Origin of the sequence: Pseudomonas sp. W15Feb34, assembly GCF_023127765.1 — a bacterium.
Lineage (GTDB): Bacteria > Pseudomonadota > Gammaproteobacteria > Pseudomonadales > Pseudomonadaceae > Aquipseudomonas > Aquipseudomonas synxantha_A.
Genome location: NZ_SPKN01000029.1, coordinates 55,889 through 80,543, shown reverse-complemented (window position 1 = coordinate 80,543; position 24,655 = coordinate 55,889). Strand labels below are relative to the sequence as shown.

Annotated in this window: 28 protein-coding genes and 1 pseudogene; 9 read left to right on the top strand and 20 right to left on the bottom strand. The window is 60.9% G+C overall.

Features of this window, described 5'->3' with window-relative positions:
- Window positions 1–11: 11 nt before the first annotated feature.
- From E4O97_RS14090 to E4O97_RS14075, 4 genes are all read left to right on the top strand, one after another.
- Window positions 12–887, top strand: a complete 876-nt coding sequence (locus tag E4O97_RS14090; protein WP_078820717.1) for an urea transporter — start codon at window positions 12–14, stop codon at window positions 885–887.
- A gap of 31 nt (window positions 888–918) precedes the next feature.
- Window positions 919–1,743 (top strand): ion transporter, encoded by an 825-nt coding sequence (locus tag E4O97_RS14085; RefSeq protein WP_005786531.1) that lies wholly within the window; start codon window positions 919–921, stop codon window positions 1,741–1,743.
- Between the two features lie 94 nt (window positions 1,744–1,837).
- Window positions 1,838–2,839, top strand: coding sequence for a sulfate ABC transporter substrate-binding protein (locus tag E4O97_RS14080; protein WP_248161550.1), 1,002 nt, complete (start codon window positions 1,838–1,840; stop codon window positions 2,837–2,839).
- Window positions 2,840–3,080: 241 nt separating this feature from the next.
- Window positions 3,081–4,277: an MFS transporter gene (locus E4O97_RS14075; RefSeq protein WP_081883284.1), complete on the top strand. Its 1,197-nt coding sequence runs from the start codon at window positions 3,081–3,083 to the stop codon at window positions 4,275–4,277.
- Here the strand turns inward: E4O97_RS14075 and E4O97_RS14070 are convergent.
- From E4O97_RS14070 to ccmA, 14 genes and pseudogenes are all read right to left on the bottom strand, one after another.
- Window positions 4,274–4,678 carry a type II toxin-antitoxin system HicB family antitoxin gene (locus tag E4O97_RS14070; protein WP_032877106.1) on the bottom strand — a complete coding sequence of 135 codons (405 nt, stop codon included), beginning with the start codon at window positions 4,676–4,678 and terminating at the stop codon, window positions 4,274–4,276. The genes E4O97_RS14075 and E4O97_RS14070 overlap by 4 nt on opposite strands.
- A gap of 179 nt (window positions 4,679–4,857) precedes the next feature.
- Window positions 4,858–6,378 (bottom strand): M10 family metallopeptidase C-terminal domain-containing protein, encoded by a 1,521-nt coding sequence (locus tag E4O97_RS14065; RefSeq protein ID WP_103735072.1) that lies wholly within the window; start codon window positions 6,376–6,378, stop codon window positions 4,858–4,860.
- 361 nt (window positions 6,379–6,739) lie between these two features.
- Window positions 6,740–7,327 carry a phosphonate metabolism protein/1,5-bisphosphokinase (PRPP-forming) PhnN gene (gene phnN / locus E4O97_RS14060; RefSeq protein ID WP_032877108.1) on the bottom strand — a complete coding sequence of 196 codons (588 nt, stop codon included), beginning with the start codon at window positions 7,325–7,327 and terminating at the stop codon, window positions 6,740–6,742.
- Window positions 7,327–7,488: pseudogene (locus E4O97_RS14055) on the bottom strand (hypothetical protein); the annotation flags it as partial. The pseudogene E4O97_RS14055 and the gene phnN, both read right to left, overlap by 1 nt.
- An 84-nt stretch (window positions 7,489–7,572) precedes the next feature.
- Window positions 7,573–7,968, bottom strand: a complete 396-nt coding sequence (locus E4O97_RS14050) for a hypothetical protein (protein WP_005786516.1) — start codon at window positions 7,966–7,968, stop codon at window positions 7,573–7,575.
- 10 nt (window positions 7,969–7,978) lie between these two features.
- On the bottom strand, window positions 7,979–9,169 hold the full coding sequence (gene ccmI, locus E4O97_RS14045) for a c-type cytochrome biogenesis protein CcmI (RefSeq protein ID WP_248161547.1): 1,191 nt from the start codon (window positions 9,167–9,169) through the stop codon (window positions 7,979–7,981).
- A complete protein-coding gene (locus E4O97_RS14040; RefSeq protein ID WP_005786512.1) occupies window positions 9,162–9,635 on the bottom strand; it encodes a cytochrome c-type biogenesis protein in 474 nt (157 codons plus the stop codon). The genes ccmI and E4O97_RS14040 overlap by 8 nt, the downstream gene beginning before the upstream one ends.
- The gene (locus tag E4O97_RS14035; RefSeq protein ID WP_005786510.1) at window positions 9,632–10,168 is read right to left on the bottom strand and encodes a DsbE family thiol:disulfide interchange protein; all 537 of its coding nucleotides are present in this window, start codon (window positions 10,166–10,168) and stop codon (window positions 9,632–9,634) included. Before E4O97_RS14035 ends, E4O97_RS14040 begins: the two co-directional genes overlap by 4 nt.
- Complete coding sequence (locus E4O97_RS14030) at window positions 10,165–12,153, bottom strand: heme lyase CcmF/NrfE family subunit (RefSeq protein WP_248133342.1); 1,989 nt, start codon at window positions 12,151–12,153, stop codon at window positions 10,165–10,167. Before E4O97_RS14030 ends, E4O97_RS14035 begins: the two co-directional genes overlap by 4 nt.
- 3 nt (window positions 12,154–12,156) lie before the next feature.
- Window positions 12,157–12,615: a cytochrome c maturation protein CcmE gene (gene ccmE / locus E4O97_RS14025; RefSeq protein WP_005786506.1), complete on the bottom strand. Its 459-nt coding sequence runs from the start codon at window positions 12,613–12,615 to the stop codon at window positions 12,157–12,159.
- Entirely contained in the window at window positions 12,612–12,788 is a 177-nt protein-coding gene (gene ccmD, locus E4O97_RS14020) for a heme exporter protein CcmD (protein WP_078820712.1), read from the bottom strand. The genes ccmE and ccmD overlap by 4 nt, the downstream gene beginning before the upstream one ends.
- Window positions 12,785–13,540, bottom strand: a complete 756-nt coding sequence (locus tag E4O97_RS14015) for a heme ABC transporter permease (RefSeq protein ID WP_032877112.1) — start codon at window positions 13,538–13,540, stop codon at window positions 12,785–12,787. The genes ccmD and E4O97_RS14015 overlap by 4 nt, the downstream gene beginning before the upstream one ends.
- 88 nt (window positions 13,541–13,628) lie before the next feature.
- Window positions 13,629–14,297, bottom strand: coding sequence for a heme exporter protein CcmB (gene ccmB / locus E4O97_RS14010; protein WP_248161545.1), 669 nt, complete (start codon window positions 14,295–14,297; stop codon window positions 13,629–13,631).
- The gene (ccmA, locus tag E4O97_RS14005) at window positions 14,294–14,929 is read right to left on the bottom strand and encodes a cytochrome c biogenesis heme-transporting ATPase CcmA (RefSeq protein WP_248161543.1); all 636 of its coding nucleotides are present in this window, start codon (window positions 14,927–14,929) and stop codon (window positions 14,294–14,296) included. Before ccmA ends, ccmB begins: the two co-directional genes overlap by 4 nt.
- 200 nt (window positions 14,930–15,129) lie before the next feature.
- Here ccmA and E4O97_RS14000 point away from each other — a divergent pair, with 200 nt between their 5' ends.
- Complete coding sequence (locus E4O97_RS14000) at window positions 15,130–16,707, top strand: flagellar hook-length control protein FliK (RefSeq protein ID WP_248161541.1); 1,578 nt, start codon at window positions 15,130–15,132, stop codon at window positions 16,705–16,707.
- Window positions 16,704–17,033: an EscU/YscU/HrcU family type III secretion system export apparatus switch protein gene (locus E4O97_RS13995; RefSeq protein ID WP_032877115.1), complete on the top strand. Its 330-nt coding sequence runs from the start codon at window positions 16,704–16,706 to the stop codon at window positions 17,031–17,033. The genes E4O97_RS14000 and E4O97_RS13995 overlap by 4 nt, the downstream gene beginning before the upstream one ends.
- 130 nt (window positions 17,034–17,163) lie before the next feature.
- On the opposite strand, the gene glp is transcribed toward E4O97_RS13995, so the two are convergent.
- Together glp and moaB are read right to left on the bottom strand one after the other, a co-directional pair.
- Entirely contained in the window at window positions 17,164–18,390 is a 1,227-nt protein-coding gene (gene glp / locus E4O97_RS13990) for a gephyrin-like molybdotransferase Glp (protein ID WP_148852292.1), read from the bottom strand.
- Window positions 18,374–18,913, bottom strand: a complete 540-nt coding sequence (moaB, locus tag E4O97_RS13985) for a molybdenum cofactor biosynthesis protein B (protein WP_032877117.1) — start codon at window positions 18,911–18,913, stop codon at window positions 18,374–18,376. The genes glp and moaB overlap by 17 nt, the downstream gene beginning before the upstream one ends.
- Before the next feature lie 76 nt (window positions 18,914–18,989).
- Here moaB and mobA point away from each other — a divergent pair, with 76 nt between their 5' ends.
- Together mobA and E4O97_RS13975 are read left to right on the top strand one after the other, a co-directional pair.
- Window positions 18,990–19,592, top strand: coding sequence for a molybdenum cofactor guanylyltransferase MobA (gene mobA, locus E4O97_RS13980; RefSeq protein ID WP_148852293.1), 603 nt, complete (start codon window positions 18,990–18,992; stop codon window positions 19,590–19,592).
- Between the two features lie 79 nt (window positions 19,593–19,671).
- Window positions 19,672–19,893: a YgdI/YgdR family lipoprotein gene (locus tag E4O97_RS13975; protein ID WP_005786486.1), complete on the top strand. Its 222-nt coding sequence runs from the start codon at window positions 19,672–19,674 to the stop codon at window positions 19,891–19,893.
- Between the two features lie 55 nt (window positions 19,894–19,948).
- Here the strand turns inward: E4O97_RS13975 and E4O97_RS13970 are convergent, their stop codons facing one another.
- The 3 genes from E4O97_RS13970 to E4O97_RS13960 form a co-directional block, all read right to left on the bottom strand.
- Complete coding sequence (locus E4O97_RS13970; protein WP_248161539.1) at window positions 19,949–20,839, bottom strand: pseudouridine synthase; 891 nt, start codon at window positions 20,837–20,839, stop codon at window positions 19,949–19,951.
- 69 nt (window positions 20,840–20,908) lie between these two features.
- Window positions 20,909–21,244, bottom strand: a complete 336-nt coding sequence (locus E4O97_RS13965; protein ID WP_003189932.1) for a hypothetical protein — start codon at window positions 21,242–21,244, stop codon at window positions 20,909–20,911.
- A 74-nt stretch (window positions 21,245–21,318) separates the two neighbouring features.
- Entirely contained in the window at window positions 21,319–21,555 is a 237-nt protein-coding gene (locus E4O97_RS13960) for a glutaredoxin family protein (RefSeq protein ID WP_078820707.1), read from the bottom strand.
- A gap of 153 nt (window positions 21,556–21,708) precedes the next feature.
- Here E4O97_RS13960 and E4O97_RS13955 point away from each other — a divergent pair, with 153 nt between their 5' ends.
- The gene (locus tag E4O97_RS13955) at window positions 21,709–23,445 is read left to right on the top strand and encodes a monovalent cation:proton antiporter-2 (CPA2) family protein (protein WP_143508419.1); all 1,737 of its coding nucleotides are present in this window, start codon (window positions 21,709–21,711) and stop codon (window positions 23,443–23,445) included.
- On the opposite strand, the gene E4O97_RS13950 is transcribed toward E4O97_RS13955, so the two are convergent.
- Window positions 23,432–24,640 carry an ammonium transporter gene (locus E4O97_RS13950; protein WP_032877119.1) on the bottom strand — a complete coding sequence of 403 codons (1,209 nt, stop codon included), beginning with the start codon at window positions 24,638–24,640 and terminating at the stop codon, window positions 23,432–23,434. The genes E4O97_RS13955 and E4O97_RS13950 overlap by 14 nt on opposite strands.
- Window positions 24,641–24,655 lie beyond the last annotated feature (15 nt).

Sequence of the window (24,655 nt, the reverse complement as noted above, 5' to 3'; positions counted from 1 at the left end):
GAATACCTATCATGCACAACCACACCTGCCCCGACTGGGCCGAAGCCCTGCTCAACGGCTTCAGCCAGATTTTCCTGCAGCGCCACCCGCTGTGCGGCCTGCTGTGCCTGCTGGCGATCCTGATCGGCGCCCCGGACTTGCTGGGCGGTGCGTTGCTGGGCGGTGTCGCGGGGTTGCTCACCGCCCAGCGCCGTGGGTATCCCAAAGCTGAGCGTCAGGCCGGGCTGTATAGCTACAACGGCGTACTGCTGGGCTTGTTGATCAGCCAGCACTTTGCCTGGTCGGCGCTGGTGCCGCCGCTGATCCTGGCGGGCGGCGGCTTGAGCGCTATCCTCACCCGGCAATGGTTGAAACACGCCAGCCGGCCCCACAATTTGCCCGCCTACACTGCCCCCTTTGTTGGCCTCGGCTGGCTGCTGCTCGGCCATGTACCTCAAACTACGCTTGCGCCGGCCCAGGCCGACATGTTCGCGGTACTCACGGCGCCCTTTTCCGGTCTTGGGCAAATCATGCTGCTGGAACAGCCCCTGGCGGGTCTTTTAATCGCCCTGGGTTTGCTGCTGGCTGACCGCCGTGCCGCCGCATGGGCCATGATCGGCGCCAGCCTCGGTGTGCTGGCCGGCCTGTGGTTGAATGAGCCTTCCGGTGCCCTGCTCGGTCTGCACAGCTATAACCCGGCATTGGCGGCCCTGGCCCTGAGCCCGTTACGTCGCCAGCCCTGGTTACCGCTGCTGGGCATCGGCCTGGCCATCCTGCTCACGCCGGGCTTCACCGCCCTGCACCTGCCCGCACTGACTGCACCGTTTATCCTCGCCTGCTGGCTGGTGCGCGCCGGCCACCGGTTGCTTCACAAACCCCGCATGGACAGCCCGTTCGAATCCCCCTAGGCTTGCTCGATATTCGCTTCAGGCAGGATTTATGGACAGCAACAACGACTGGCGCCAGCGGCTCTACATCATGGTGTTTCAAAGCGATACCGTCGCCGGGCGGCGCTTTGACGGCATCCTGCTGCTGATCATCCTCGCCAGCCTGGTGATCGTGATGCTCGACAGCATCGACCAGATCCACCAGAACTACGCGGACGTACTGGCCTATATCGAATGGGGCTTCACGCTGATCTTCGCCATCGAGTACGGCCTGCGCCTGTATTGTTCGCCCAAGCCGCTGCGCTATGCCTTCAGCTTTTATGGCCTGGTGGACCTGCTGGCCATCGTCCCCGGCATCCTTGCCCTGTACTACAGCGATGCGCAGTACCTGCTGATCATCCGCATCATCCGGATGCTGCGAATCTTCCGCGTGCTCAAGCTCAGCCCGTACCTCAAGCAAGCCAATTATTTGATGGCGGCGCTGCGCGGCAGCAAGCAGAAGATCGTGGTGTTCCTGGTCAGCGTGTGCACGCTGGTGACGGTGTTCGGTACCTTGATGTACGTGATCGAAGGCCCGGAACACGGGTTTACCAGCATTCCCAAGGGCATCTACTGGGCCATCGTGACCCTGACCACCGTGGGCTTCGGCGATATCGTGCCCAAGACACCGCTGGGCCAGGTGATTTCATCGCTGGTCATGATCACCGGTTATTCGATCATTGCCGTACCCACGGGCATTTTTACCGCCGAGCTGGCCAGTGCCATGCGTGGTGAACAGCTGCGTACCGAGTGCCCGGCGTGCAAGAAAGACAGCCACGAACCCAACGCCGCGTTTTGCTCGCGCTGTGGCAGCAATCTTTTCCATAAACTGGAATAAGCAAAGTTCGTTTTAATCTTTAAAGGTCTATGCAGGCCCGGCTATAGTCGCTGGCAAATTGCCTCCCCTCTTCTCGAACAACAAGGAATGAGCAGTGAAAAAAATCCTCAGCGCCTCTCTTCTGGCCGCCGGCCTGGCCCTGGCGGGCTCTGCCCAGGCAGCGACCACCCTGCTCAACGTCTCCTACGACGTGATGCGCGACTTCTACAAGGACTACAACGCCGCATTTCAGAAGCATTGGGAAGCCGAGCACCCGAACGACAAGTTGACGCTGCAGATGTCCTTCGGCGGCTCCAGCAAACAGGCGCGCTCGGTCATCGACGGCCTGCCGGCTGATGTGATCACCATGAACATGGCCACCGACATCAATGCCCTGGCCGACAATGGCAAGCTGGTGCCGGACAACTGGGTCACGCGCCTGCCGAACAACAGTGCACCCTTTACCTCTGCGACCGTATTCATCGTGCGCAAAGGCAACCCCAAAACCCTGAAAGATTGGCCGGACCTGCTCAAGGACGGCGTGCAGGTGATCGTGCCCAACCCGAAAACCTCGGGTAACGGCCGCTACACCTACCTGTCGGCCTGGGGTTATGTGCTCAAGAACGGCGGCGACGAAGAGAAGGCCAAGGCCTTCGTCGGCAAACTGTTCAAACAAGCGCCCGTGCTGGACACCGGTGGGCGTGCCGCGACCACCACGTTCATGACCAACCAGATCGGCGACGTGCTGGTGACCTTTGAGAACGAAGCAGAAATGATCGCCCGTGAGTTTGGCCGCGATCAGTTCGAAGTGATCTATCCAAGCGTTTCCGCCGAAGCCGAGCCGCCCGTTTCGGTGGTCGACAAAGTGGTCGAAAAGAAAGGCACCCGTGCTGCCGCTGAAGACTACCTGAAGTACCTGTGGTCGCCAGAGGGTCAGGAAATTGCGGCCAACAACTACCTGCGCCCACGGGATCCGAAGGTGTTGGCCAAATACACCGACCGCTTCCCGAAGGTGGACTTCCTGTCGGTGGAGAAAACATTTGGTGACTGGCGCACGGTGCAGAAGACCCACTTCAACGATGGTGGGGTGTTTGACCAGATCTACTCCGGCCAGTGAATGATCTTGGCTGAATAGACTCGATCAAAATTGTGGGAGGGGGCTTGCTCCCGATAGCGGTGTGTCAGCCAATGCCTGTGCTGACTGACACACTGCTATCGGGAGCAAGCCCCCTCCCACATTGGGTTTTGCATTGAGTCATTATTTCGCGGCATGACAGTTATCACGCCAAGCGGCCTACTCACTGCCGGCCCTTGCCTTTACTCTCTCACCCCATCGTCCTTCGCCTTACGAGCACGCCATGAACGCTACCTCTCACGCCACAGGCACCATGACCCGGAGCATGGTCATGCTGTTCGCGTTTTGCTGCGGCGCCATCGTCGCCAACATCTACTACGCGCAGCCAATCATCGAACTGATTGCCCCGGACATCGGCCTGACGCCGGCGATGGCCAGCCTGATCGTGTCGCTGACGCAAATCGGTTATGCCTTGGGCCTGTTCTTCCTGGTGCCGTTGGGTGATTTGCTGGAAAACCGCAGGCTGATGATCTTCACCACCGTGGTGGCTATCGCTAGCCTGTTGGGCGCAGCGTTCACCGAACAGCCCAACCTGTTCTTGCTGGTGTCGCTACTGATCGGTTTCAGTTCGGTATCGGTGCAGATCCTCATCCCGCTCGCCGCGCACCTGGCCCCTGCCGAGTCCCGTGGTCGTGTGGTCGGCAGCATCATGGGCGGCTTGCTGCTGGGCATTCTGCTGGCGCGGCCGGTGTCCAGCGTGGTGGCCGACCACTTCGGCTGGCGTGCGATGTTTATGGCCGCCGCCGCCTTGATGGCGTTTATCAGCGTGGTGCTGATGCTGACCATTCCAAAGCGTCAACCCGATCACAGCGCCAGCTACGCCCAATTGCTGCGCTCCCTGGGCACCTTGCTGCGTAAGCAGCCGGTATTGCGCCAGCGTGCGTTTTACCAGGCGTGCATGTTTGCCACCTTCAGCCTGTTCTGGACCGCTGCTCCACTGGAGCTGGCGCGCAACCATGGCCTGAGCCAAAGTGAAATCGCGCTGTTCGCCCTGGTGGGTGCCCTGGGCGCCATCGCCGCGCCCATCGCCGGTCGCCTGGCCGATGCCGGCCACACCCACCGCGCCTCGCTGCTGGCAATGCTGTTTGGCGCGTTGAGTTTCCTGCCCGCGTTCGTGCATCCGGTGTACAGCGTGATCGGCCTGGCAGTGACCGGCGTGGTTCTGGACTTCTGCGTGCAGATGAACATGGTCCTCGGCCAGCGCGCTGTATACGCCCTCGATGCCCACAGCCGCAGCCGCCTGAACGCGCTGTACATGACCAGCATCTTCATCGGCGGTGCGTTCGGTTCGGCAATTGCCAGCAGCGTGTATGAACACGGCGGCTGGCTGAGCGTGATGCTGGTGGGCAGCGCTTTCCCACTGGTGGCGTTGTTGCGTTTCCTTTCTGCATCGCGCCAGGTGAAGGTGGCAACCGCCTAAGAGCGCACCAACTTCTCCAGCGCCGCGTCCGCCAGAAAGGAGGACCGGCTTTTGACCTTGTGCTCGCGCACATAACGGTCAATGCGCTGAATGACATAGCCGGGCAAGGTCACATTGACCTTCTCGGTCTTGCCAAGATAAGGCGAGATGTCCAGTTCCAACATGCCCCAGCCCATGCCCAGATAGTCTTCATGAGCGTGATGAGTGGCGACCGAGGTTGGCATCGGAATCACCCCACCCTCTGCGGCGATTTCCTGCAAAAGGATATGCGCCACTTCCACGGCGGCATTGTAGGCTTCTTCGAAACTGTCCCCGGCAGTGACCGCGCCTGGGATATCAGGGATCTGGATACCGGTGGCGGTGAAATCATCGCCCCATTCGATACAGATTGGGTATTGCATGAATGCTCTCCTTAAAACTGAAACAACCCGGCGCGCTTCCTGCAACTCCTTGATCAATAGCCTGCTCTGCACCGCTGCCTCCGTGGCTTGGCCTGAATAAAAGCAACCCTAGAGTTACCATTATTCAAGCGCAAAAAGCATCGCCCGGACTGGCGGCTGTTTTACCGAATGTTGAAAACTCACGAAAAAATCGAAAACAGCCTGCTTATAAAACCCGTGAACGATGAAAAAACGTTCTGGATAAAGCTCCCCCCTGGCCTGGGACCCGGTTCGTGCGGCTGGTCTGTGTCTGGAGTCGGTTCTGGAATAGGCGTCGGGAGAGGTTCTGGAACAGGCGCGACAATGGTTTCAGGGGTGGGGAAAGGAATCACCGTTGGGGCCTGCCCGCTCCACACCACATCCGTCTGTTTGATCTGGCCTTGGCTGGTCACCAACAGATCAGCTGTGCCAGTGCCAGTCGTATCCACCGCCAGGGTGAAACGCCCCGTCGCCGAGTCATGCCCGAGCACCGCATCCCCCGCCCGGCCTTTGAATCGGTCGGAGAAATTCAGCGACTTGAGCTGCGCAGTCTGAAGCACTCCGGTCAGGTCAATCTTGTCGATCCCGCTTTGGAAGTCCTGGATGATGTCCGGGTTCTGCGGCGTTGAATCGACGACACGGTGATAGACGAACGTGTCCGCCCCAGCACCACCGTGAAGCTTATCCGCCCCCCGGCCGCCCGTAAGACGATTGCCAGCTTCGTTGCCTATCAATGTATCGTCGCCGGAACCACCAATGGCATTTTCCACGCTCACGCCCTTGGCAATCGATACATTCCCCCGCAAGCCACCTACATCCGAGAACGTTTCGGCCTTGAGGCTGATGGTTTGGTTCTGGGTGAACCCGGAGAAGTCGAGCGTGTCGTTACCACCGCCGTCCCAAACGGTGAAAATCGGTTTGTCACTCCCGCGCTTGAGGCTATAGAACTCCCGAGCGGAGTTGGAGTTGAAGCCGTAGGTGGTATCGGTATTGCGGGTTTTGCTATTCGCCCCGTAAAGCCGCTGGGCAGCGGCGATATCATCCATCATCGGCGCTACCGGGCTGTGCCTGGCAAAATTATGCCCAGGCTGATAAGTCTCCGCCCAATAACTCATGACACTGCGTGCCTTGGTGTCCTGGGCATATTCGGCAGAGCGCTCGTAATTGAAGCCACCACCATCGTATCCACCCGGATGACTCAACCCGAGGGTGTGCCCCAGTTCATGGATCAACAAACCCAGGAAGTGGCTGCCCATGGTCGGGTTATGCGCACCGCTGGTGCCGATGTTGGCCTGGACTCTGGAGTAATGCCTGTTAGGCAGCCTTGCCCAGCCCGACGAACCCGACGTGCCCTTGATACTGATGGTGCCATCGGTGTTCGAGCCGTTTTCGACAAATTCGATATTGGCGACATCCGCCCAGTATTGCAGGGCTTGTCTGGCTCGCTCTTTCTGCGCGGCATTGAAACCGCCAGCAAAATTAAAGCCGACGACAACCTTGCCATCTTTATTGAGATCATGAAACTTGGATCCACTGCGCGTAATATGTTTCGCTGCCTGATCCGTGGTGAAGGTTTTTTTATTGTTTGCCCAGAGAACAACTGCGTTCTCAGCGGCTGATAACCGGGACTGCGACATCGCCGGAGCGCGCGTACGGGCAGAATGCCTAACAGGGATTTGCATGGTGTATTGATACTCTGAACAGTGAAAAATTAACCGTCCATATATGAATTACCGACACTGACTTATCCGTGGCCAGCCCGATAAAAATCCCATATCAAAAACACCTTAACTACCGTTATTTTTTTGCGAAAGCATTTATTAAACACAACAGCAAAAAGTCCGTACAAGTATTAATCGGATCGACACACCCCTACATACCAATCGCCACAAAGGCGTTAAGCCACAGAAGAAACAGTTTTCAAAAAATCAACTTAATTCAATCAAGAGTTTTACTTAACAACATCAAGAAACCCACTCAAACATACCGAAGAAAACACGCTTGAGGTGAAGGCTTTTATCTGATCTGAAACATGATCAATGCCTACACACCTTGATTGCCCGCAGCTACCGAGTGCGCCTGATCCAGGCAGCACAGCAAGCGTTCGACGGTGTGCACCAAGGGCCCGGAATTATCCAACACAAACAAACCAGCGCCGTTTCCGGCAATCAGCTCAGCGGTAAATCGCGCGTTGCGCGCCAATCGCTCTTCGATGTCCGCCAATGACTCACGCCCGCGTGCGATCAAACGTTGGCGCAATACGGCTTGATCGACCGTCAGCAGCAACACCAACAATGTCGGGTAACGCTCACGGGTCTGCGCCAGGTGGGCGCGAGAGCCATTGACCAGCACATCGTCCCCTGCGGCCAGCCACTCGTCGATTTCCCTGGGGATGCCATACGACAAGCCATTGGCCTGCCAGCTCAAGGCAAACGCGCCCTCGGCGTCCATCCGCGCAAACTCCTGCGGGCTCACCCCTTGCGCCGCTTCGCCGACTGCCTCCGCCGAGCGTGTGATCACCCGGCGCACCATGCGACAACCACGCGCCTGCAAGCGCAGGCGTGCGGCATCCAGCAGGCTGTCCTTGCCCGAACCCGATGGCCCGATGAGATAGATCAACCTGCCCGTCATCAAAACACCCTCTTGGCTTGTCTCCAGGCTTGTTGCGCCCCCGGCAACGCTTCGCAGCAACCGACCTGCGCCAGGTAGCGGCCACTGGAAAGTATATCCAGCAATTTTTCGCCAGCCAGGCCGGCGGCGGCCACATTACCCGAGTGCGCGCTGCCGCGCACCTGTGGGAGGGGGCAAGCCCTGCTGCAAGTCAGTTAAGACAGAACTGGCAACTGTGGCGAGGGAGCTCGCTCCCTCGCCACAGGTCATTGCGCGTACTGCTTGCTCAACCCCGGCGGCACGCCTTGCACATTGGTTTCTTCCCAGGGCCCGTTGGGGCTGATGGAACGGCTCCAGCCGTTGCTCCAGCGGTAGTAGGTACGCTGGCGGTAGAAGGTGTCGGGCTGGTCGTCGAGCACGTACACCTGCATCTTGCCGTCCCAGTGGCTGGCAGCCCCCGGTGGTGGAGCAAAGGTGGGTGACTTGCTTGGCAGTGGCTTTGGCGGCGGGGTCACCGGGCCGGAAGGCTTGGTACTCGGCTGAGTCGACGGGCCCGATGGCGGGATGGTCGGGCCGGTGGGTGCCGCAGGTGGGCGGTGGACCGCACAGGCGCTCAGGCCGAGTACCAGGCTGAGCAGGGTGATGCGTGCAAATGCGGTCATGGGCGTTTCCTCAGAATGACTTGTCCGGAGTGTCGATGGTCAATTGCTGCAGCGCAGTGGTGCTGCTGGCCAGCGGTTGGCTGCGGCCGATCCATTCGCCAGTGGTCGGTTGGCCGGCCCGGGATATGCGCGCAACCAGTTGGACTTCGGGGAAGTTGGACAGTTTCAACTGCGGCATCATCGCGTCGGCATCGCCCAGTTCGACGGTGATGGGCAGTTCGGCAACGGTGACGCGCTTGGCCGCCAAGGGTGCCGGTGGGCCGCTGACTGCACGGGCGAAGATGAACACAGTGTCGGTCGACAAGGCTTTGGCTTTCGCTTCGGCGGACAGGTCTACACGCACGGTCATTACCGCCTTGCGCGCGACCGTACCGCCGCTCTCTTTAAGCTTCTCGCCAGCCCGGTCAATACCGCCTTGCAGCGCTACACGGGAGTTGTCCTGCGGTGGCAGTTGCGCCAGCAGACGGTTCCAGTAATCGATCGCTTCCTGATAACGCTGGCCTTCAAAAGCCGCGATCCCCAACAGGCCAAGGCTGGTGACTTCCTTGGGATCGAGCTTTAACGCCTCGTCGGTCAGCGCCTGCACCTTGGGCGACCACTGTTTATTGTCGGCAAAGTATTGTGCCTGGGCCCACTGGCCAAGCAATTCCGGCTGGCGCCCGGCCAAGGCTACGGTGCGTTCAAAGACTTTGGCGGCATCGGCGGAACGGTCCTGAGCCATGTAGGCGCGCCCCAGGAAATACAGGCCCTCGGCCGAATCCGGCTGGGCTGCCGCGGCACGCTCCAGGCGCTGAGTCATGTCGGCCATGGACACCGGAGGCTGTGAGAATTCACGGGTCAGTTCGACCTTGTCGCTCGCCCCATAATGCAGGTACAGCGCAACGCCAAGCACCGGCACCAGAAACGCCGCCAAAAACGGCAGCGGTTTGCCCAGGCGCGATTCACGGGGCTTTTCCACGCCCTCGGTATCGGCCAGCAACTCGCGAGCCGCCTCGGCGCGGCCCGTATCCAGTTGCACGGCATTCAATACACCTTCGTCCTGCTGCACTTGCAGCTCGGCGACGCGTTCCTGATACAGCGCCACGTTCAGCGCGGTACGATCCTCTTCACGCTGGGCGCGACGGTCACGCAGTACAGGAATCAACAGGAAACTCAGGGCAATCAGAAGCAGCAAGCCGGCTGCGAGCCAGAAATCAATCATCAGTCTTGGTGTCCAGCAATTGGTCGAGGCGTTTACGCTCTTCAGGGGACAGCGCATCGGAACCATCGGTAGGCGCGGCGCGGCGACGGCGCACGATCACCGCCATCACCACAACGCCGGCCAGCAGCAGCCCGGCGGGGCCGAACCAGAGCAGCGCGGTTTTGCCGGTAAGGGCCGGTTTGTAGCGCACGAAATCACCGTAGCGGTCGACCATAAAGTCGATGATCTGCTGGTTATCCTTGCCCTCCCCCAACATGCGGAAGATTTCTTTGCGCAGGTCAGCGGCGATGGGCGCGTTGGAGTCGGCGATGTCCTGGTTCTGGCACTTGGGGCAGCGCAGTTCCTTGGTCAGGTCGCGGAAACGCTCACGCTCGGCGTCATTGGCAAATTCATAGGTGTCGATGGCGGCATGGGCCACACCGGCCAGGCCCAGGGCTAAAACAGCAGCGGTCAACCAACGCTTCATGGCTTGGCCTCATCGACCAGGGCCTGGTACTTGGCGGCCAGTTGCTCACGCCAGACTACCTCGTCGATCACGCCGACGAACTTGTCACGGATCACGCCCTTGGCGTCGATGAAGAAGGTTTCCGGCGCGCCATAGACGCCCAGGTTCAAACCCAGGTTGCCGTCTTCATCACGGATATCGAGCTGGTAAGGGTTATGAAACTCGGCCAGCCATTTCAAGGCCGCCGCATTGTCGTCCTTGTAGTTGATGCCGTAGATCACCACGCCCTTCTCGGCCAGCTTGTTCAGCACCGGGTGTTCGACGCGGCAGGAGATGCACCAGGTGGCCCACACGTTGACCAGCGCCGGCTTGCCCTGCAGGTCGGCCTGGGTCAGGGTCTTGTCACCCTGCACCGTCGGCAGGTTGAACGCGGGAAACGGCTTGCCGATCATCGCCGAGGGTAACTCGGCCGGGTCCAGGTACAGCCCGCGATACAAGAACACTGCCATCAGCAGAAACAACGCCAGCGGCACCACCATCAACCAACGTTTCATACTGCCGCTCCTGAAAGGCCCAATGCTTCACGCACACGGCTGCTGACCTTGACCCGATAACGCCGATCCAGCGCGGCGAGCAAACCGCCAAAGCCTGTGAGCAACCCGCCGAACCAGATCCAGCGCACGAAGGGTTTGACATGCACCCGCACAGCCCAGGCGCCGTCGCCCAAGGGTTCACCCAGCGCCACATACAGGTCACGGGTGAAACCGGCGTCGATACCGGCTTCGGTCATCATTGAACTTTGCACTGTGTACAGGCGCTTTTCAGGGTGCAATACGGCGATTTCCTTGCCATTGCGCACTACGCGCACGGTGCCTTTATCCGAGGTGAAGTTCGGCCCTTCGAAGTGCCTGGCACCTTCGAAGATGAACTGGTAACCGGCCAGGTCCATGGACTCACCCGGCGCCAGGCGCAGGTCGCGCTCGGCGCTGTTCTGGCTGGAGAGCACTACGCCCAAAGCGCACACGGCGATGCCAATGTGAGCGATCTGCATGCCCCAGTAACTGCGGGTCAGGGTGGGCAAGCCTTTGATCAGGCCTTTGTGGCGCGTCTTGTCGAAGATGTCCCGCACGCCGGCCAGCAACACCCAGGCTGCCAGCAGGAACGTGGCGAGTACCGCCCAATTGAAGTCGCCGTAGGCGAACCCGGCGATCACTGCCAGGGCCACGCTGCCCAACAGCACCGGCATCAACATGCCTGCCAGCCATTTCACCGGGGTGTCTTTCCAGCGCACCAGCACACCGACCGCCATCACTACCATCAACAGGCCCATCAACGGGATGAACAACGCATTGAAGTACGGCGGGCCCACGGACAGCTTGGCGCCGCTCAAGGCATCCAGCACCAGCGGGTAGAGGGTGCCGAGCAGGATCATTGACGCGGCTACCACCAGTACCAGGTTATTGCCCAGCAACAGGGTTTCGCGCGACCACAGGTTGAAACCGACCTGGCTCTTGACCACCGGCGCGCGCAGGGCGAACAGGGTCAGGGAACCGCCCACCACAAACAGCAGGAAGATCAGGATGAACACGCCGCGTTCGGGGTCGGAGGCAAACGCATGCACTGACGTCAGCACCCCCGAACGCACAAGGAAAGTGCCGAGCAGGCTGAGGGAAAACGCGGCGATGGCGAGCAATACCGTCCAGCTTTTGAATACGCCACGCTTTTCGGTCACTGCCAGGGAGTGAATCAGCGCCGTGCCCACCAACCAGGGCATGAAGGACGCGTTTTCCACCGGGTCCCAGAACCACCAGCCGCCCCAGCCGAGTTCGTAGTAGGCCCACCACGAACCCAAGGTGATACCGATACCGAGGAAAGCCCAGGCGACGATGGTCCAGGGACGCGACCAGCGCGCCCACGCCGCATCCAACCGCCCGCCAAGCAAGGCCGCGATGGCAAACGCAAAAGCTACGGAGAAGCCCACGTAACCCATGTAGAGCATCGGCGGGTGCACGATCAGGCCGATGTCCTGCAACAGCGGGTTGAGGTCATGCCCGTCTGCGGGGATCTGCGGCAGGATGCGGCTGAATGGATTGGAGGTCATGATCAGAAACAGCATGAAGCCGATGCTGATCATGCCCATCACCGCCAGGACTCGCGCCAGCATCACTTGCGGCAGTTGGCGCGAGAACACCGACACGGCAAAGGTCCAGCCGCCGAGGATCAGCGCCCACAGCAGCAACGAACCTTCGTGGGCGCCCCACACGGCGCTGAACTTGTAGTACCAGGGCAAGGCGCTGTTGGAGTTGTTCGCGACATAGGCGACGGAAAAGTCGTCGGTCATGAAGGCATAGGTCAGGCAACCGAAGGCGAACAGCAGGAAAGCAAACTGACCCCAGGCGGCCGGCTGCGCCAGGCTCATCCACAAACGATCGCCGCGCCAGGCACCGAGCAACGGCACCACGGCCTGGACCACGGCAAAGCACAGGGCGAGGATCATCGCCAGTTGGCCCAGTTCAGGAATAAACAATGCGGACGTCATCACTTAGCCCTCCTTGGCTGGGGTCGCGGGCGCGGACTGGCCACTGTCTTTCAGGGCCTTGGTGACCTCGGGCGGCATGTACTTTTCATCGTGCTTGGCCAGCACTTCGTCCGCCACTACCACACCATCGGCGTTGAGTTTGCCCAGAGCGACGATGCCCTGGCCTTCGCGGAACAGGTCCGGGAGGATGCCGCGGTAAGTGATGGTCACGGCCTTGTTGAAATCGGTGACCACGAAGGTCACGTCCAGAGAATCGCCGGAACGCTTCAACGAGCCCTGCTCCACCATGCCGCCGGCGCGGATGCGCGTGTCCAGCGGGGCTTCGCCGTTGGCGATCTGGGTGGGGGTGTAGAACAGGTTGATGTTCTGCTGCAGGGCGCTCAAGGCCAGGCCCACGGCAATGCCGACGCCGACCAGGATGGCAAGGATGATCAACAGACGCTTTCTACGCAGCGGATTCACTTTTCGGTCTCCCGGCGCAGACGTCGCGCCTCTTGTTGCAGGTAACGCTTGCGGGCCAGGATCGGCGCGGCGACGTTGAGGGCCAGCACTGCCAGGCAGATGCCGTAGGCGCTCCAGACATACAGGCCGTGGTGGCCCATGGCGAGAAAATCACTGAAAGAAGCAAAGTTCATCCCCGCGCTCCCAGGCTGGTTTGCACTTGGGCTTTGACCCAACTGGTGCGGGCTTCACGCTTGAGCACTTCAAGGCGCATGCGCAGCAACAGCACGGCGCCGAAGAAGCAGTAGAACCCCAGCACCATCAGCAGCAGTGGCGCCCACATTTCCACGGGCATCGCCGGTTTTTCGGTGAGGGTGAAGGTGGCGCCCTGGTGCAGGGTGTTCCACCACTCTACCGAGTATTTGATGATCGGGATGTTGATCACGCCGACAATCGCCAGCACCGCGCAGGCCTTGGCGGCGCTATCGCGATTGCTGATGGCGTTGCCCAGGGCAATCAGGCCGAAGTACAGGAACAGCAGGATCAGCATCGAGGTCAGGCGTGCATCCCACACCCACCAGGAACCCCAGGTCGGCTTGCCCCAGATCGCGCCGGTGACCAGCGCCACGGCGGTCATCCACGCACCTATAGGTGCAGCGCATTGCAGGGCCACATCGGCCAGTTTCATCTTCCACACCAGGCCGACGATGCCGCAAACCGCCAGCATCACGTAGCAGGACTGGGCCAGCATCGCAGCAGGGACGTGGATATAGATGATGCGAAAGCTGTTGCCTTGCTGGTAGTCCGGCGGCGCGAAGGCCAGGCCCCAGACCAGGCCGGTGCCGATCAGCAATACGGCGGCGACGCTCAACCACGGCAGCAGCTTGCCACTGATGCCATAAAACCATTTGGGCGAGCCGAGCTTGTGAAACCAGGTCCAGTTCATTGCATTTTCCATCACGGGTGCTTTTCGTCGTGGCGAAAAGCTTAGGGTCTTTACTGACTCAACGTCATTAACGCCGAGTCAGACCTCATTATTCACCGACGCTGATTTTCAGGCCGGCGGCTATAGCAAAGGGTGTCAGGGTTACCGCCAGGGCGGTCAGGCTACCAAGCCACAAGAGGTAACCGGTCGCCGGCATCCCCATGAGCGCGGCTTGCAAAGCGCCGCTGCCCAGGATCAACACCGGGATATACAAAGGCAGAATCAACAGGGCCAGCAGCAGGCCACCCCTTTTCAAGCCCACAGTCAAGGCGGAGCCCACCGCCCCCAACAGGCTGAGCACCGGCGTACCGAGCAACAAGGACACCAGCAACACGGGCAGGCATTCGACGGGCAAGCCCAGCATCATCGCCAGCAGCGGCGAGAGCAAGACTAGCGCCAAGCCGGAAAAAACCCAGTGTGCCAGTACCTTGGCCAGTACCAGAAGTGGCAGGGGGTGCGACGAAAGGACCCACTGCTCCAGGGATCCGTCTTCGAAATCACTGCGAAACAGCCCGTCCAGCGAGAGCAGGACCGATAAAAGCGCCGCGACCCACACCAGTCCCGGGGACAAGGTTTGCAACAGTTTAGTCTCCGGGCCGACCGCCAGCGGGAACAGCGCGATCACAATCGCAAAGAACACCAGCGGGTTGGCCAGTTCAGCCGGGCGACGGCATAACAGCCGCGCTTCACGGGCCACCAACAGGGCAAACACACTCATGCCGACCACCGTCCGAGATCCAGCTCCCGGTAACCACCCGGCTTGCGTGCCAGGGTATGGTGGGTGGTGAGCACCACCAGGCCGCCCTGCTCGCAGTGCCGGGCCAGGTGCTCTTCGAGTTGGGCCACGCCTTGCTTGTCGAGAGCGGTGAAGGGTTCGTCGAGAATCCACAGCGGCGGGCCGGGCAGGTACAAACGCGCCAGGGCCACGCGGCGCTGCTGGCCGGCTGACAGCGTGTGACAGGGCACATCTTCAAAGCCCTTGAGGCCAACGGCGGCCAGGGCCTGCCAGATGCCATCGCGGGTAGCAGGGTGATGCAGGGCGCTGAGCCAGCTGAGGTTTTCTTCAGCGGTGAGCACGTCCTTGATACCCGCGGCGTGGCCGATCCAGACCAGGTTGCGTGCCAGCTCGGTACGTTGTTCGTGCAGGGGCTTACCGTTGAGCCGAACAACACCCGCCGTGGGCTGCATCAAACCGGCCAGCAGACGCAGCAAACTGGTCTTGCCGCTGCCATTGGGGCCGCTGATTTGCACCATGTCGCCAGCCGCCAGCCGCAGGTCGAGTTGCTCGAACAACAGGCGCAGGTCGCGTTCACAGGCAAGCGCTACGGCTTCAAGAAGAGGGCTGGTCAAGAGATCGCGGGCCTTTACGGTTCAAGTCGGCGGTGCAGCGGCCGTTATAGAGAGATGCACAATAACGACTTTGGCGACCGATTTTAGAGAGCTGGATCAAATAGTTGTGCGGTTTTTACCGCTCTCTTTGCAGACGGGCGGCATTATACATGCGATGCCCTACTCTAAAGAGGGCAATTTCCCCAGAGACGATGCGCACGATGACCGGTGAGATCAATCTTCCTCCACTGCCTCCAGCCTCAGCACCCAAGGCTGCCCCGCTGCCTGCGGCTGGCGAGTTGCTCAAGCTCCTGGAGCCACAGGCCGGGTTGATTGGCGCCGGAAAAACCGTAAACGCTGAAGTCATCGCGCTGAAACAAGGCAGTGAAGCCTTTCAGCTGTTGCTCAAGCTGACCCTTGAAGGTGGTCGCCAGACCCTGGTTCAAGCCAGCAGCGCCCAGCCCTTGCCTCTGGGCAGCAATGTGGCAGTGAGCCAAACGCCTGCGGGCAACCTGGCCATCAGCTTGCAGCAAGCCATGAGCGCCAACGTGGCCGCCCTCACCCGCCTCGACACCACACAAATGCCGGTGGGCACACTGCTGCAAGCCAAGGTGCTGACCACTCAGGTGCTGCCTCAAGGCTCAGCGCAAGCGGCGATCTATCGCTCGCTGGTGAGTGTGCTCAATAATGCCCTGGCCGGTACCACGCTGACGCTGGAAAGCCCTCAACCCTTGCGGGTCGGCAGCTTGCTCAGTGCCGTGGTGCAGAACGCGCAAACCCTGAATTTTGTGCCGCTGAGCGGGCTGAAAGACCAACTGGCCGTGACGCAGCAACTGGCAACCCAGCAAAGTCGCCAAGGCTCGCTGGATGCGGTGTTCACTGCCCTGCAGAACCTGCCCCGTGGCGACAACACCTCGGCCGAGCTGCGGGCCGCTGCCGAGCGTTTACTGGCAGCCTTGCCCGATCTGGCGCAAGTCAGCAATCCCAAGGTACTGGCACAAGTGGTGCAAAACAGCGGCGCCTTCCTGGAAGCCAAATTGCTCGCTGGGCAGAACCCACAAATCCCACCGCTGGATATGAAAGGCGCGCTGTTGCGCCTGGTCGCGGACCTGCTGCCCGCCCTGCCCGCCAACACCAACCTGAATGCGATCCTCGCTGCCAATACCCTGGCCCAGGTGCTGCCGCACTTTGTGCGCAGCCCGTTGAACACTCTCGGCCAGGTCGGCGCTCGGCAGATACCTGCCGGTTTCCCGTTGCCGGAGCGGCTGATCGCGAAACTGGAAGGTGAAGGCGACCTGGAAAACCTGCTGCGCCTGGCCGCCGGGGCGATCTCGCGCTTGCAGAGCCACCAACTGTCGAGCCTGGAACAGACCGGCACCACCGCCGATGGCCGCCTGCAAACCACGTGGCAGTTGGAAATCCCCATGCGCACCCTGCAAGACATAGTGCCGTTGCAGGTCAAGTTTCAGCGCGAGGAGCCTGCGCCTGACAAGGATCAGCCCGAGCGCAAGGATAAAAAAGATCCGAAGCAGATGCTTTGGCGCGTCGAACTGGCCTTCGACATGGAGCCGCTGGGGCCGCTGCAAGTTCAGGCGCAGTTGTCCCAGGGCAAACTGTCCAGCCAGTTGTGGGCCAGTCGCCCTTTCACCGCCAGCCTGATCGAAAGTCACCTGGGCAGCCTGCGCGAGCGCCTGGTGTCATCCGGACTTAACGTCGGCGACCTGGATTGCCACCTGGGCACCCCGCCACGCGGTGCAAAAACCGGATTGGAACAACGCTGGGTGGATGAAACCGCATGAAGAACGCCGCCCCACCCCGCCAGGCCATCGCCCTCAAGTACGACGGCCAACAAGCCCCCACCCTGACCGCCAAGGGCGATGACGCCCTGGCCGAAGCGATTCTCAAGCTGGCACGGGAGAATGAAGTACCGATCTATGAAAATGCCGAGCTGGTGAAGCTGCTGGCGCGTATGGAACTGGGGGACAGTATTCCAGAAGAGCTCTATCGCACGATTGCCGAGATCATTGCGTTTGCATGGACGTTGAAGGGCAAGTTCCCGGTGGGCTACGACCCGGATGCGGGGCCGATGGAGCGGGATGTCACTGAGCGTGGCGACGATTACTGAGTAGCCACAGGCATACCAAGATCCACTGTGGGAGGGGGCTTGCTCCCGATAGCGTCATTACAGCCAACCTATCTGGGGCTGATACACCGCTATCGGGAGCAAGCCTCCTCCCACATTTTTTGATCTGTGTTCAGTTCAGGACTTCGCTCAGGGGGATGAAATTGACCCGGTCGCCAATGGCCAATGTGGTCCCCTCCATCACCTCCACAAACCCCTCCGCCCACGCCGCACTGCGCAGCACCCCGGAGCTCTGGTTGCGATAGATAATCGCCTTGCCCTGCTCGATACGCCCGCGCAGATATTCGCGGCGGTTGCCAGGCTTGGGCCAGTCGAATCCTGCCGGCACCTCGAAACGTAGCGGCTGCACCTGCGCCACGCCTTGGCGGCGCAGCAGGTACGGGCGCGCCAATAGCGCAAAGGTCACCAGGGTCGAGGCCGGGTTACCTGGCAGGCCGATCACCGGCACGCCACGAAAATGCCCGAAGGTCAGCGGTTTGCCTGGCTTGATCGCCAGCTTCCACAACGCCAACTCGCCCTCTTCACGCAAGGCAATGCCGAGGAAGTCCGCTTCGCCCACCGACACACCGCCGGTAGACAAGATCAGGTCGACGCTACCCAGGCCGGCCAAACACGTACGGGTCTGTTCCAGATCATCCGGCAGAATCCCCGCATCGATCACTTCGCAGCCCATGCGCGCCAGCCAGCTGCACAGCACGCGACGGTTGCTGTTGTAGATCTGCCCCGGGCCCAACGGCAAGCCTGGCTCGATCAATTCGTCGCCGGTCGACAGCACGGCCACGCGCGGGCGACGCACCACATCGAGCCGATCCCGCCCCAGAGACGCAGCCAGGCCCAACTCGATGGGCCCCAGGCGCGTTCCGGCGCTGAGTACGCACTCACCCACCGTAGTCTCCTGGCCCTGTGGTCGGATGTTGTCGCCCACCCGTAACGGCTCGGTGAAACTCACGCGCTGATCGGCATGAACCACCGCGTTTTCCTGCATTTGCACGCAGTCTGCGCCTTCGGGTACCGGCGCGCCGGTAAAGATCCGTGCGCAGGTGCCGGCCGCCAGCGGCTCGGGCGCAGTGCCAGCGAAAATCCGTTGGCTCACCACCAGCGGTTCCCCGGTCCAGTCCGCCAGGCGCACGGCGTAGCCGTCCATGGCACTGTTGGGCCACGGCGGCAGGTCGAGCGTCGAGATCAGGTCCTGAGCCAGTACGCGGCCATCGCACTGCGCCAGGGGCAGCACATGCTGGTCACGGATCGGCGCCGATTCCGCCATGGCGAGCAGCCGCTGCAAGGCTGCTTCCACCGGCATCAGTGCGCCGGTCTTGCCCGGCTTATCCACGGGATTCACAGGGTTGGGCCTGCTTCAGGTGCGGGACGAAATTGCATGGGCGGTGACGATTATCCAGTTGCTCGGCGAGGATGCCATCCCAACCGGTGCGCACGGCATTGGTGGAGCCCGGCAGGCAGCACACCAGGGTGCCATTGGCCAGGCCGGCCAGGGCGCGCGATTGCACGGTGGAGGTGCCGATATCGGCCACGGAGATCTGGCGGAACAGTTCGCCGAAGCCATCGACCTGCTTGTCGAGCAGGCAGCTCACGGCTTCAGGGGTGCTGTCACGGCCGGTGAAGCCGGTGCCCCCGGTGATCAGCACCACTTGCACCACGTCTTCGGCGATCCAGTGGGCAACCTGGGCGCGAATCTTGTAGAGATCGTCCTTGAGCAGCACGCGCTCGGCCAGATGGTGGCCGGCGGCGGTCAGGCGATCGACGAAGACCTGGCCGGAGGTGTCGGTGTCCAGGGTGCGGGTGTCGCTGACGGTCAATACAGCAATATTCAGGGGTACAAAGGGCGCATCGGCCTTGGCTTTCATGGCTCGGTCCAGTTGTCGAAAAAACAGCCCGATGTTATATCACAGGCCCCTCTTTACCTGCCGCAGTGGAACCGCCATGTCTCTTGAATCTTCACCCCTGCCTTGTTCGATTCTGTTGTTGGCCGGTGGTCGTGGCCAACGCATGGGCGGCCAGGACAAGGGGCTGCTTCAATGGCGGGGCGAGCCCTTGATTGCCCACCTGCAACGGCTGGCCAGGCCGCTCACGGATGACCTGATCATCTCGTGCAATCGCAACCTTGAACACTACGCGCCCTATGCCGACCAACTGGTCAGTGATGACAGCCCGGACTTTCCCGGCCCGTTGGCGGGTATCCGAGCAGGACTCTTCGCTGCACGCCATGAACATCTGCTGATCTTGCCGTGCGATGTGCCGCAGATTGATGAGCGACTGCTGGCCGACTTGCGTCAGATTGCCCAACGCAATCCGCAGGTTCCCGTCATGGTGCGTCATGGCGAGTTCTGGGAACCCTTGCTGTGCATTATCCCAACAGACCTGAAAGATCAGGTGGAACGGGCCTGGCAAGCGGGTGAACGCAGCCCGCGCAAGGTCCTGCTGCAACTGGGTGGCGTCGGCCTGGAATGCCCGGCCGATGACCCGCGCCTGGCCAATCTTAATACGCCCGAGCTGTTGCACCCACGGGCTGGCGTGTCAGAATGAGCCTTTCACAAGGAACTTTGCCGACGTCCCATACGTCACAAGGTCAGCAATTTAAAAGTATTTTCTCGGAGACAAACTCATGACTCAACGGACCATCGCCGCTCTCATGCTTGCACTGGGCCTCGCCACCCTCGCCGGTTGCGCCTCGCCAACAGTGATCACCCTGAATGACGGTCGCGAAATCCAGGCCGTCGACACCCCGAAATTTGACGAAGATTCGGGTTTCTACGAATTCCAACAGCTTGACGGCAAGCGCACCCGCATCAATAAAGACCAGGTTCGCACCGTTAAAGATCTGTAAGCCTTAACGCTTGCCAACAAGGCCCGCCTCGCGCGGGCCTTGTCGTTTGCGGCGTTTACCAGTCGAGGGTGATACGGCTGTGAAAACTGCGTTCTTCACCATTTAGCGGGTCGATGAAACGCACGCCCTGGGCCAGCAGCTTCAGGGGGTGGGCGTAGTCGTCCTCGGCGTCCTTGACCACAACGGGATAGAACGGGTCATTGCAGATACTCGCCCCGAGGGCAGTCATGTGTACGCGCAGTTGGTGTTTCTTGCCGGTCACCGGGAACAGACCGTAACGCCATAAACCACCCTTTTTCTCGCGCACTTCAACGGCCGTCTCGGTGTTGCTGGCGCCCTGCCCTTCCTGCATCCGAAAGAAGGGTTCGCCATCCACCAGGCGGCTTTTATGCACCAGGGGAAAGCTCAGATTCGGCAGGGCCGGGGCGATGGCTTCGTAGAATTTGTCGATACGCCGCGTGGGAAACAGTTGCTGGTACGCCGAGCGGCTTTGCGGGTTGGCCGAGAACAGCACCAGCCCCGCCGTGTGCCGATCAATGCGGTGCAACGGCACCAGGGCGGGGTTGTCCAGGCGACGGATCAGGCGACGCAACAGGGTTTGCTCAACGTACTCGCCGGCGGGAGTCACCGGCAGGAAATGCGGCTTGTCCGCCACCACCAGATGTTCATCGGCGTACAGGATAGTTTCCTGTACCGGAATCACTTTTTCGTTGGGTACTTCGCGAAAGTAATAGATGCACAGGCCTTCCTTGTAGGCCAGGCCCAGGCTGATCGGGCTGCCATTGATATCCAGCACTCGTTCCCGGGCAATGCGGTCCAGCCACTGCTCACGGCCAATGGCCGGGAAGTGATCGCACAGGCAGTCGATCACCGTTGCCCAAGGCCCCGGTGGCAGATACAACGTGCTGGCTTGGTGCTGGGCGGCGGAAAAACCGGAAGTGGACATGCAAATGCTCGAACCTGGAAACAGGCGGGCATTATCCCGCATGGAGCGCGATTGCGCCTAGGGCCGTTCTCATGCCTTGGCCAGTTGGGCCCGCAGCACCGGCGAAGCGCTCGCCGCCTCGGTGAACTCCTTGAGCCAGCGCAGTACGTCCACTGCTTCCCAACGGCCCGGATCATAGAGCGCGTAGAGCAAGCCTTGATAACCCACCACATCCAACTGTTTGTGATAACCGGCACGCTGGAACAGCGCCTCGATTTCCGCAAAGCAGGTGTTGAAATGCACTTTGTTGAAGGGCGTCTTGCCTTCCGTGACCAGCCCATCGAGGCGCAGCTCGTTGACCGCGTCGCGCACCACATCGGCGGACATGCGATTGACGCTGCTTTTCAATTGTTCAACATTCACCACGGGCGTTCCCTCTATTCAATCGCTGTACGAATATACAGTAACGTAATATTCGCAAGCCCGCCATCGGATAAACGTCAGCGCAGAAAGGCAACGACCTGGCCGGTGTCGAACGGCCAGTCCAGTTCCGCCCCGGTGTCCTTGCGGCGAAGCACCGGAATCCGCAGGCCGTAGTCTTCTGTCAGGTCATCTGGCTCAGTGATATCCACCAACTCCACCAGCAGCCCGTGTTCGACGAGCGGCATGATTTCGGCTTCGGCAATTTCACACAGATGGCAACCCAGGGTGCCGAACAGCTGGCATTCAGGAGGCATGACGAAAGAACCCGGTCAGAAAAACAAGTGACCATTCTAAACCCGCTCGCGCCGTGAAATCCCATTGCCGACAAAACACCTGATCCAGGTCACCATGGCCTATAACTGATTCAGCGATTCTCGCGGCTTTTTGCCCGTCCACCTGCAATGGAGATGCCTGTGTTTGCCAACCTGCTGATCATCCTGGCCTCATCCCTGGTGGTGATTGCGCTGTTTCGCCGGCTGCAACTGCCGCCCGTGCTGGGCTACCTGTGCGTGGGCCTGGCGGTGGGGCCGACTGCTTTGGACTGGGTGAACGACAACGAGGACCTGCCGGACTTGGCCGAGATGGGCGTGGTGTTTCTGCTGTTCTCCCTGGGCCTGGAGTTTTCCCTGTCGAAAATGTTCGCCCTGCGCCGCGTGGTGTTCGGCCTGGGCAGTTTGCAGGTGTTGGGATGCGGCGCCCTGCTCGGCGCTGCGCTGATGGGCTTGGGCCTGGCGCCGGGCATCGCGCTGTTACTGGGTGCAGGGTTGGCGTTGTCGTCCACGGCCATCGTCAGCAAGGAACTGACCAGTCTTGGGGAGATCTTCAGCAGCCACGGCCAGAATGCGATAGGCGTGCTGCTGTTCCAGGATGTGGTGGCGGTATTGCTGCTGACACTGGTGCCGGTGTTTGCCGGCAGCAGTGACCAAGCCTGGTACTGGGCATTGCCGCTGACCCTGGGCAAAACCGTGGTGTTGTTCGTCGGCCTGTTATTCGCCAGCCGCTGGTTGCTGCCGCGGTTGTTCCATGAGGTCGCCGCGTCCCATTCCGCAGAGTTGTTCGTGCTGCTGGCGCTGGTAATTGTCTTGCTCACCGCCTGGCTCACCCACCTGCTCGGCCTGTCCCCTGCCCTTGGTGCGTTTCTGGCCGGTATGTTGCTGGGCGAGAGTCATTATCGTCACCAGATAGAAGCGGATATCCGGCCGTTTCGCGACATTCTGCTGGGGCTGTTTTTCGTCAGCATCGGCATGTTGATCGACCTGCAGTTATTCGTCAGCCACAGCCTGTTGATCCTCGGCCTGACCCTTACGCTGATGTTGGTCAAAGGCTCTGTGGTGGCCGTACTGGTCAAGCTGCGTGGCAGCGACACTGAAACCGCCTGGCGCAGCGGCCTGGCCCTGGCCCAGGGTGGCGAGTTCTGTTTCGCGCTGATGGCGCAGATGCAGCAGAGCCGGTTGATTCCGGATGAGTTCAACGGCCTGCTACTGGCCGCCACGTTCTGCTCGATGCTGTTGACGCCGCTGCTGTTGCGCGCAGCGCCGGCCATTGCCCTGCGCCTGCATCGCAAGCCCAACCAGCAAGTGCAACTGGAGCACATCACCGCGCTCAACGCTCAGTTGCACGGGCACGCGGTGATTTGCGGTTATGGTCGGGTGGGACAATCGATCGGGCGGTTTTTGCGCCGCGAGCACCAGGCGTTTATCGCCCTGGATGACGACCCCGAACGGGTGCAGGAGGCCGCTACCGAGGAAAGCAGCGTGCATTATGGCGACTGCCGCCGGGGTGCCTTGCTCAGTGCCGTGGGCCTGGAGCGCGCGCGGTTGGTGGTGATCGCCGTCGACAACAGCGATGTCGCCCTGGTGGTGCTCAAGGAAGCGCGACGGATCAACCCACAGGTGCCGATCCTGGTGCGCACCCGTGATGACAGCCAGTTGGCTGAACTCAAGGCCGCGGGGGCCAGCGAAGTGGTGCCCGAGTTGCTTGAGTCAAGCCTGATGCTCGCGTCCCACGCCCTGATCCTGCTGGGCCTGCCGGACCAACAGGTACAGGCTCGGGTGGATGAAGTGCGGCAGAACCACTATCGCTTGCTGCACGGGTTTTATCCGCCGCCACACACTGATGAACAAGCGCCGATCAATCCTGACTGACCGCACCGATCTTGTGGATCGACAGGTCCGCGCCGTAATACTCCTCTTCCTGACTCAAGCGCAGCCCTTGCACGCGCTTGATCACGCCGTACACCAGCAAGCCGCCACCAAACGCCACCGACACGCCCAGGCCGGTGCCGATCAACTGGCTGATCAAGCTGACGCCGCCAAGCCCACCCAGGGTGGCCTGCCCGAAGATGCCGCAGGCGATGCCGCCCCACACGCCACACAAGCCGTGCAACGGCCATACGCCCAGCACATCGTCGATCTTCCAGCGTGCCTGGGCGGCGATAAAGCACCACACAAACAAGCCGCCTGCGACTACTCCGGTGACCAGCGCGCCCACCGGATGCATCAGGTCGGAACCTGCGCAGATCGCCACCAGCCCGGCCAAGGGGCCGTTGTGCAGGAATCCTGGGTCGTTACGGCCGATCACCAGCGCGGCCACGGTACCGCCAACCATGGCCATCAACGAATTGACGGCCACCAGGCCGCTGACCCCGTTGAGGGTCTGCGCACTCATCACGTTAAAGCCGAACCATCCCACGATCAGGATCCACGACCCCAGCGCCAGGAACGGGATGCTCGACGGTGCAAACGCCACCAGGCGCCCTTCGCGATAACGTCCATTGCGCGGCCCCAGCAGCAACACCGCCGCCAGCGCCAGCCAGCCTCCCATGGCGTGCACCACCACGGAACCGGCAAAATCGTGAAAACTGGCGCCAAAGCTTGCAAGCAGCCAGGCTTGCAGACCGAAATTGCCGTTCCACACCATGCCCTCGAAGAACGGGTAGATAAACGCCACGATCAGTGCAGTGGCGCACAACTGCGGCGCAAACTTCGCACGTTCGGCTATGCCACCGGAAATGATCGCAGGGATCGCCGCGGCGAAGGTCAGCAGGAAGAAAAACTTCACCAGGCCATAGCCATGATCGGCGCTGATGACGGCTGCCGGTTGCATGAAGCTCACACCGTATGAGATCCAATAGCCTATAAAGAAATAGGCCAGGGTGGAGATGGCGAAATCGCTGAGGATTTTCGACAGGGCGTTGACCTGATTCTTCTGGCGCACCGTGCCGACTTCAAGGAAGGCAAAGCCGGCGTGCATGGCCAGGACCATGACCGCGCCAATCAGGATAAACAGGGTGTTGGAACTGTGGACGAGTGTATCCACCGCACTTTGCAGATTTTCCATGGAGGTTGGCAGGCC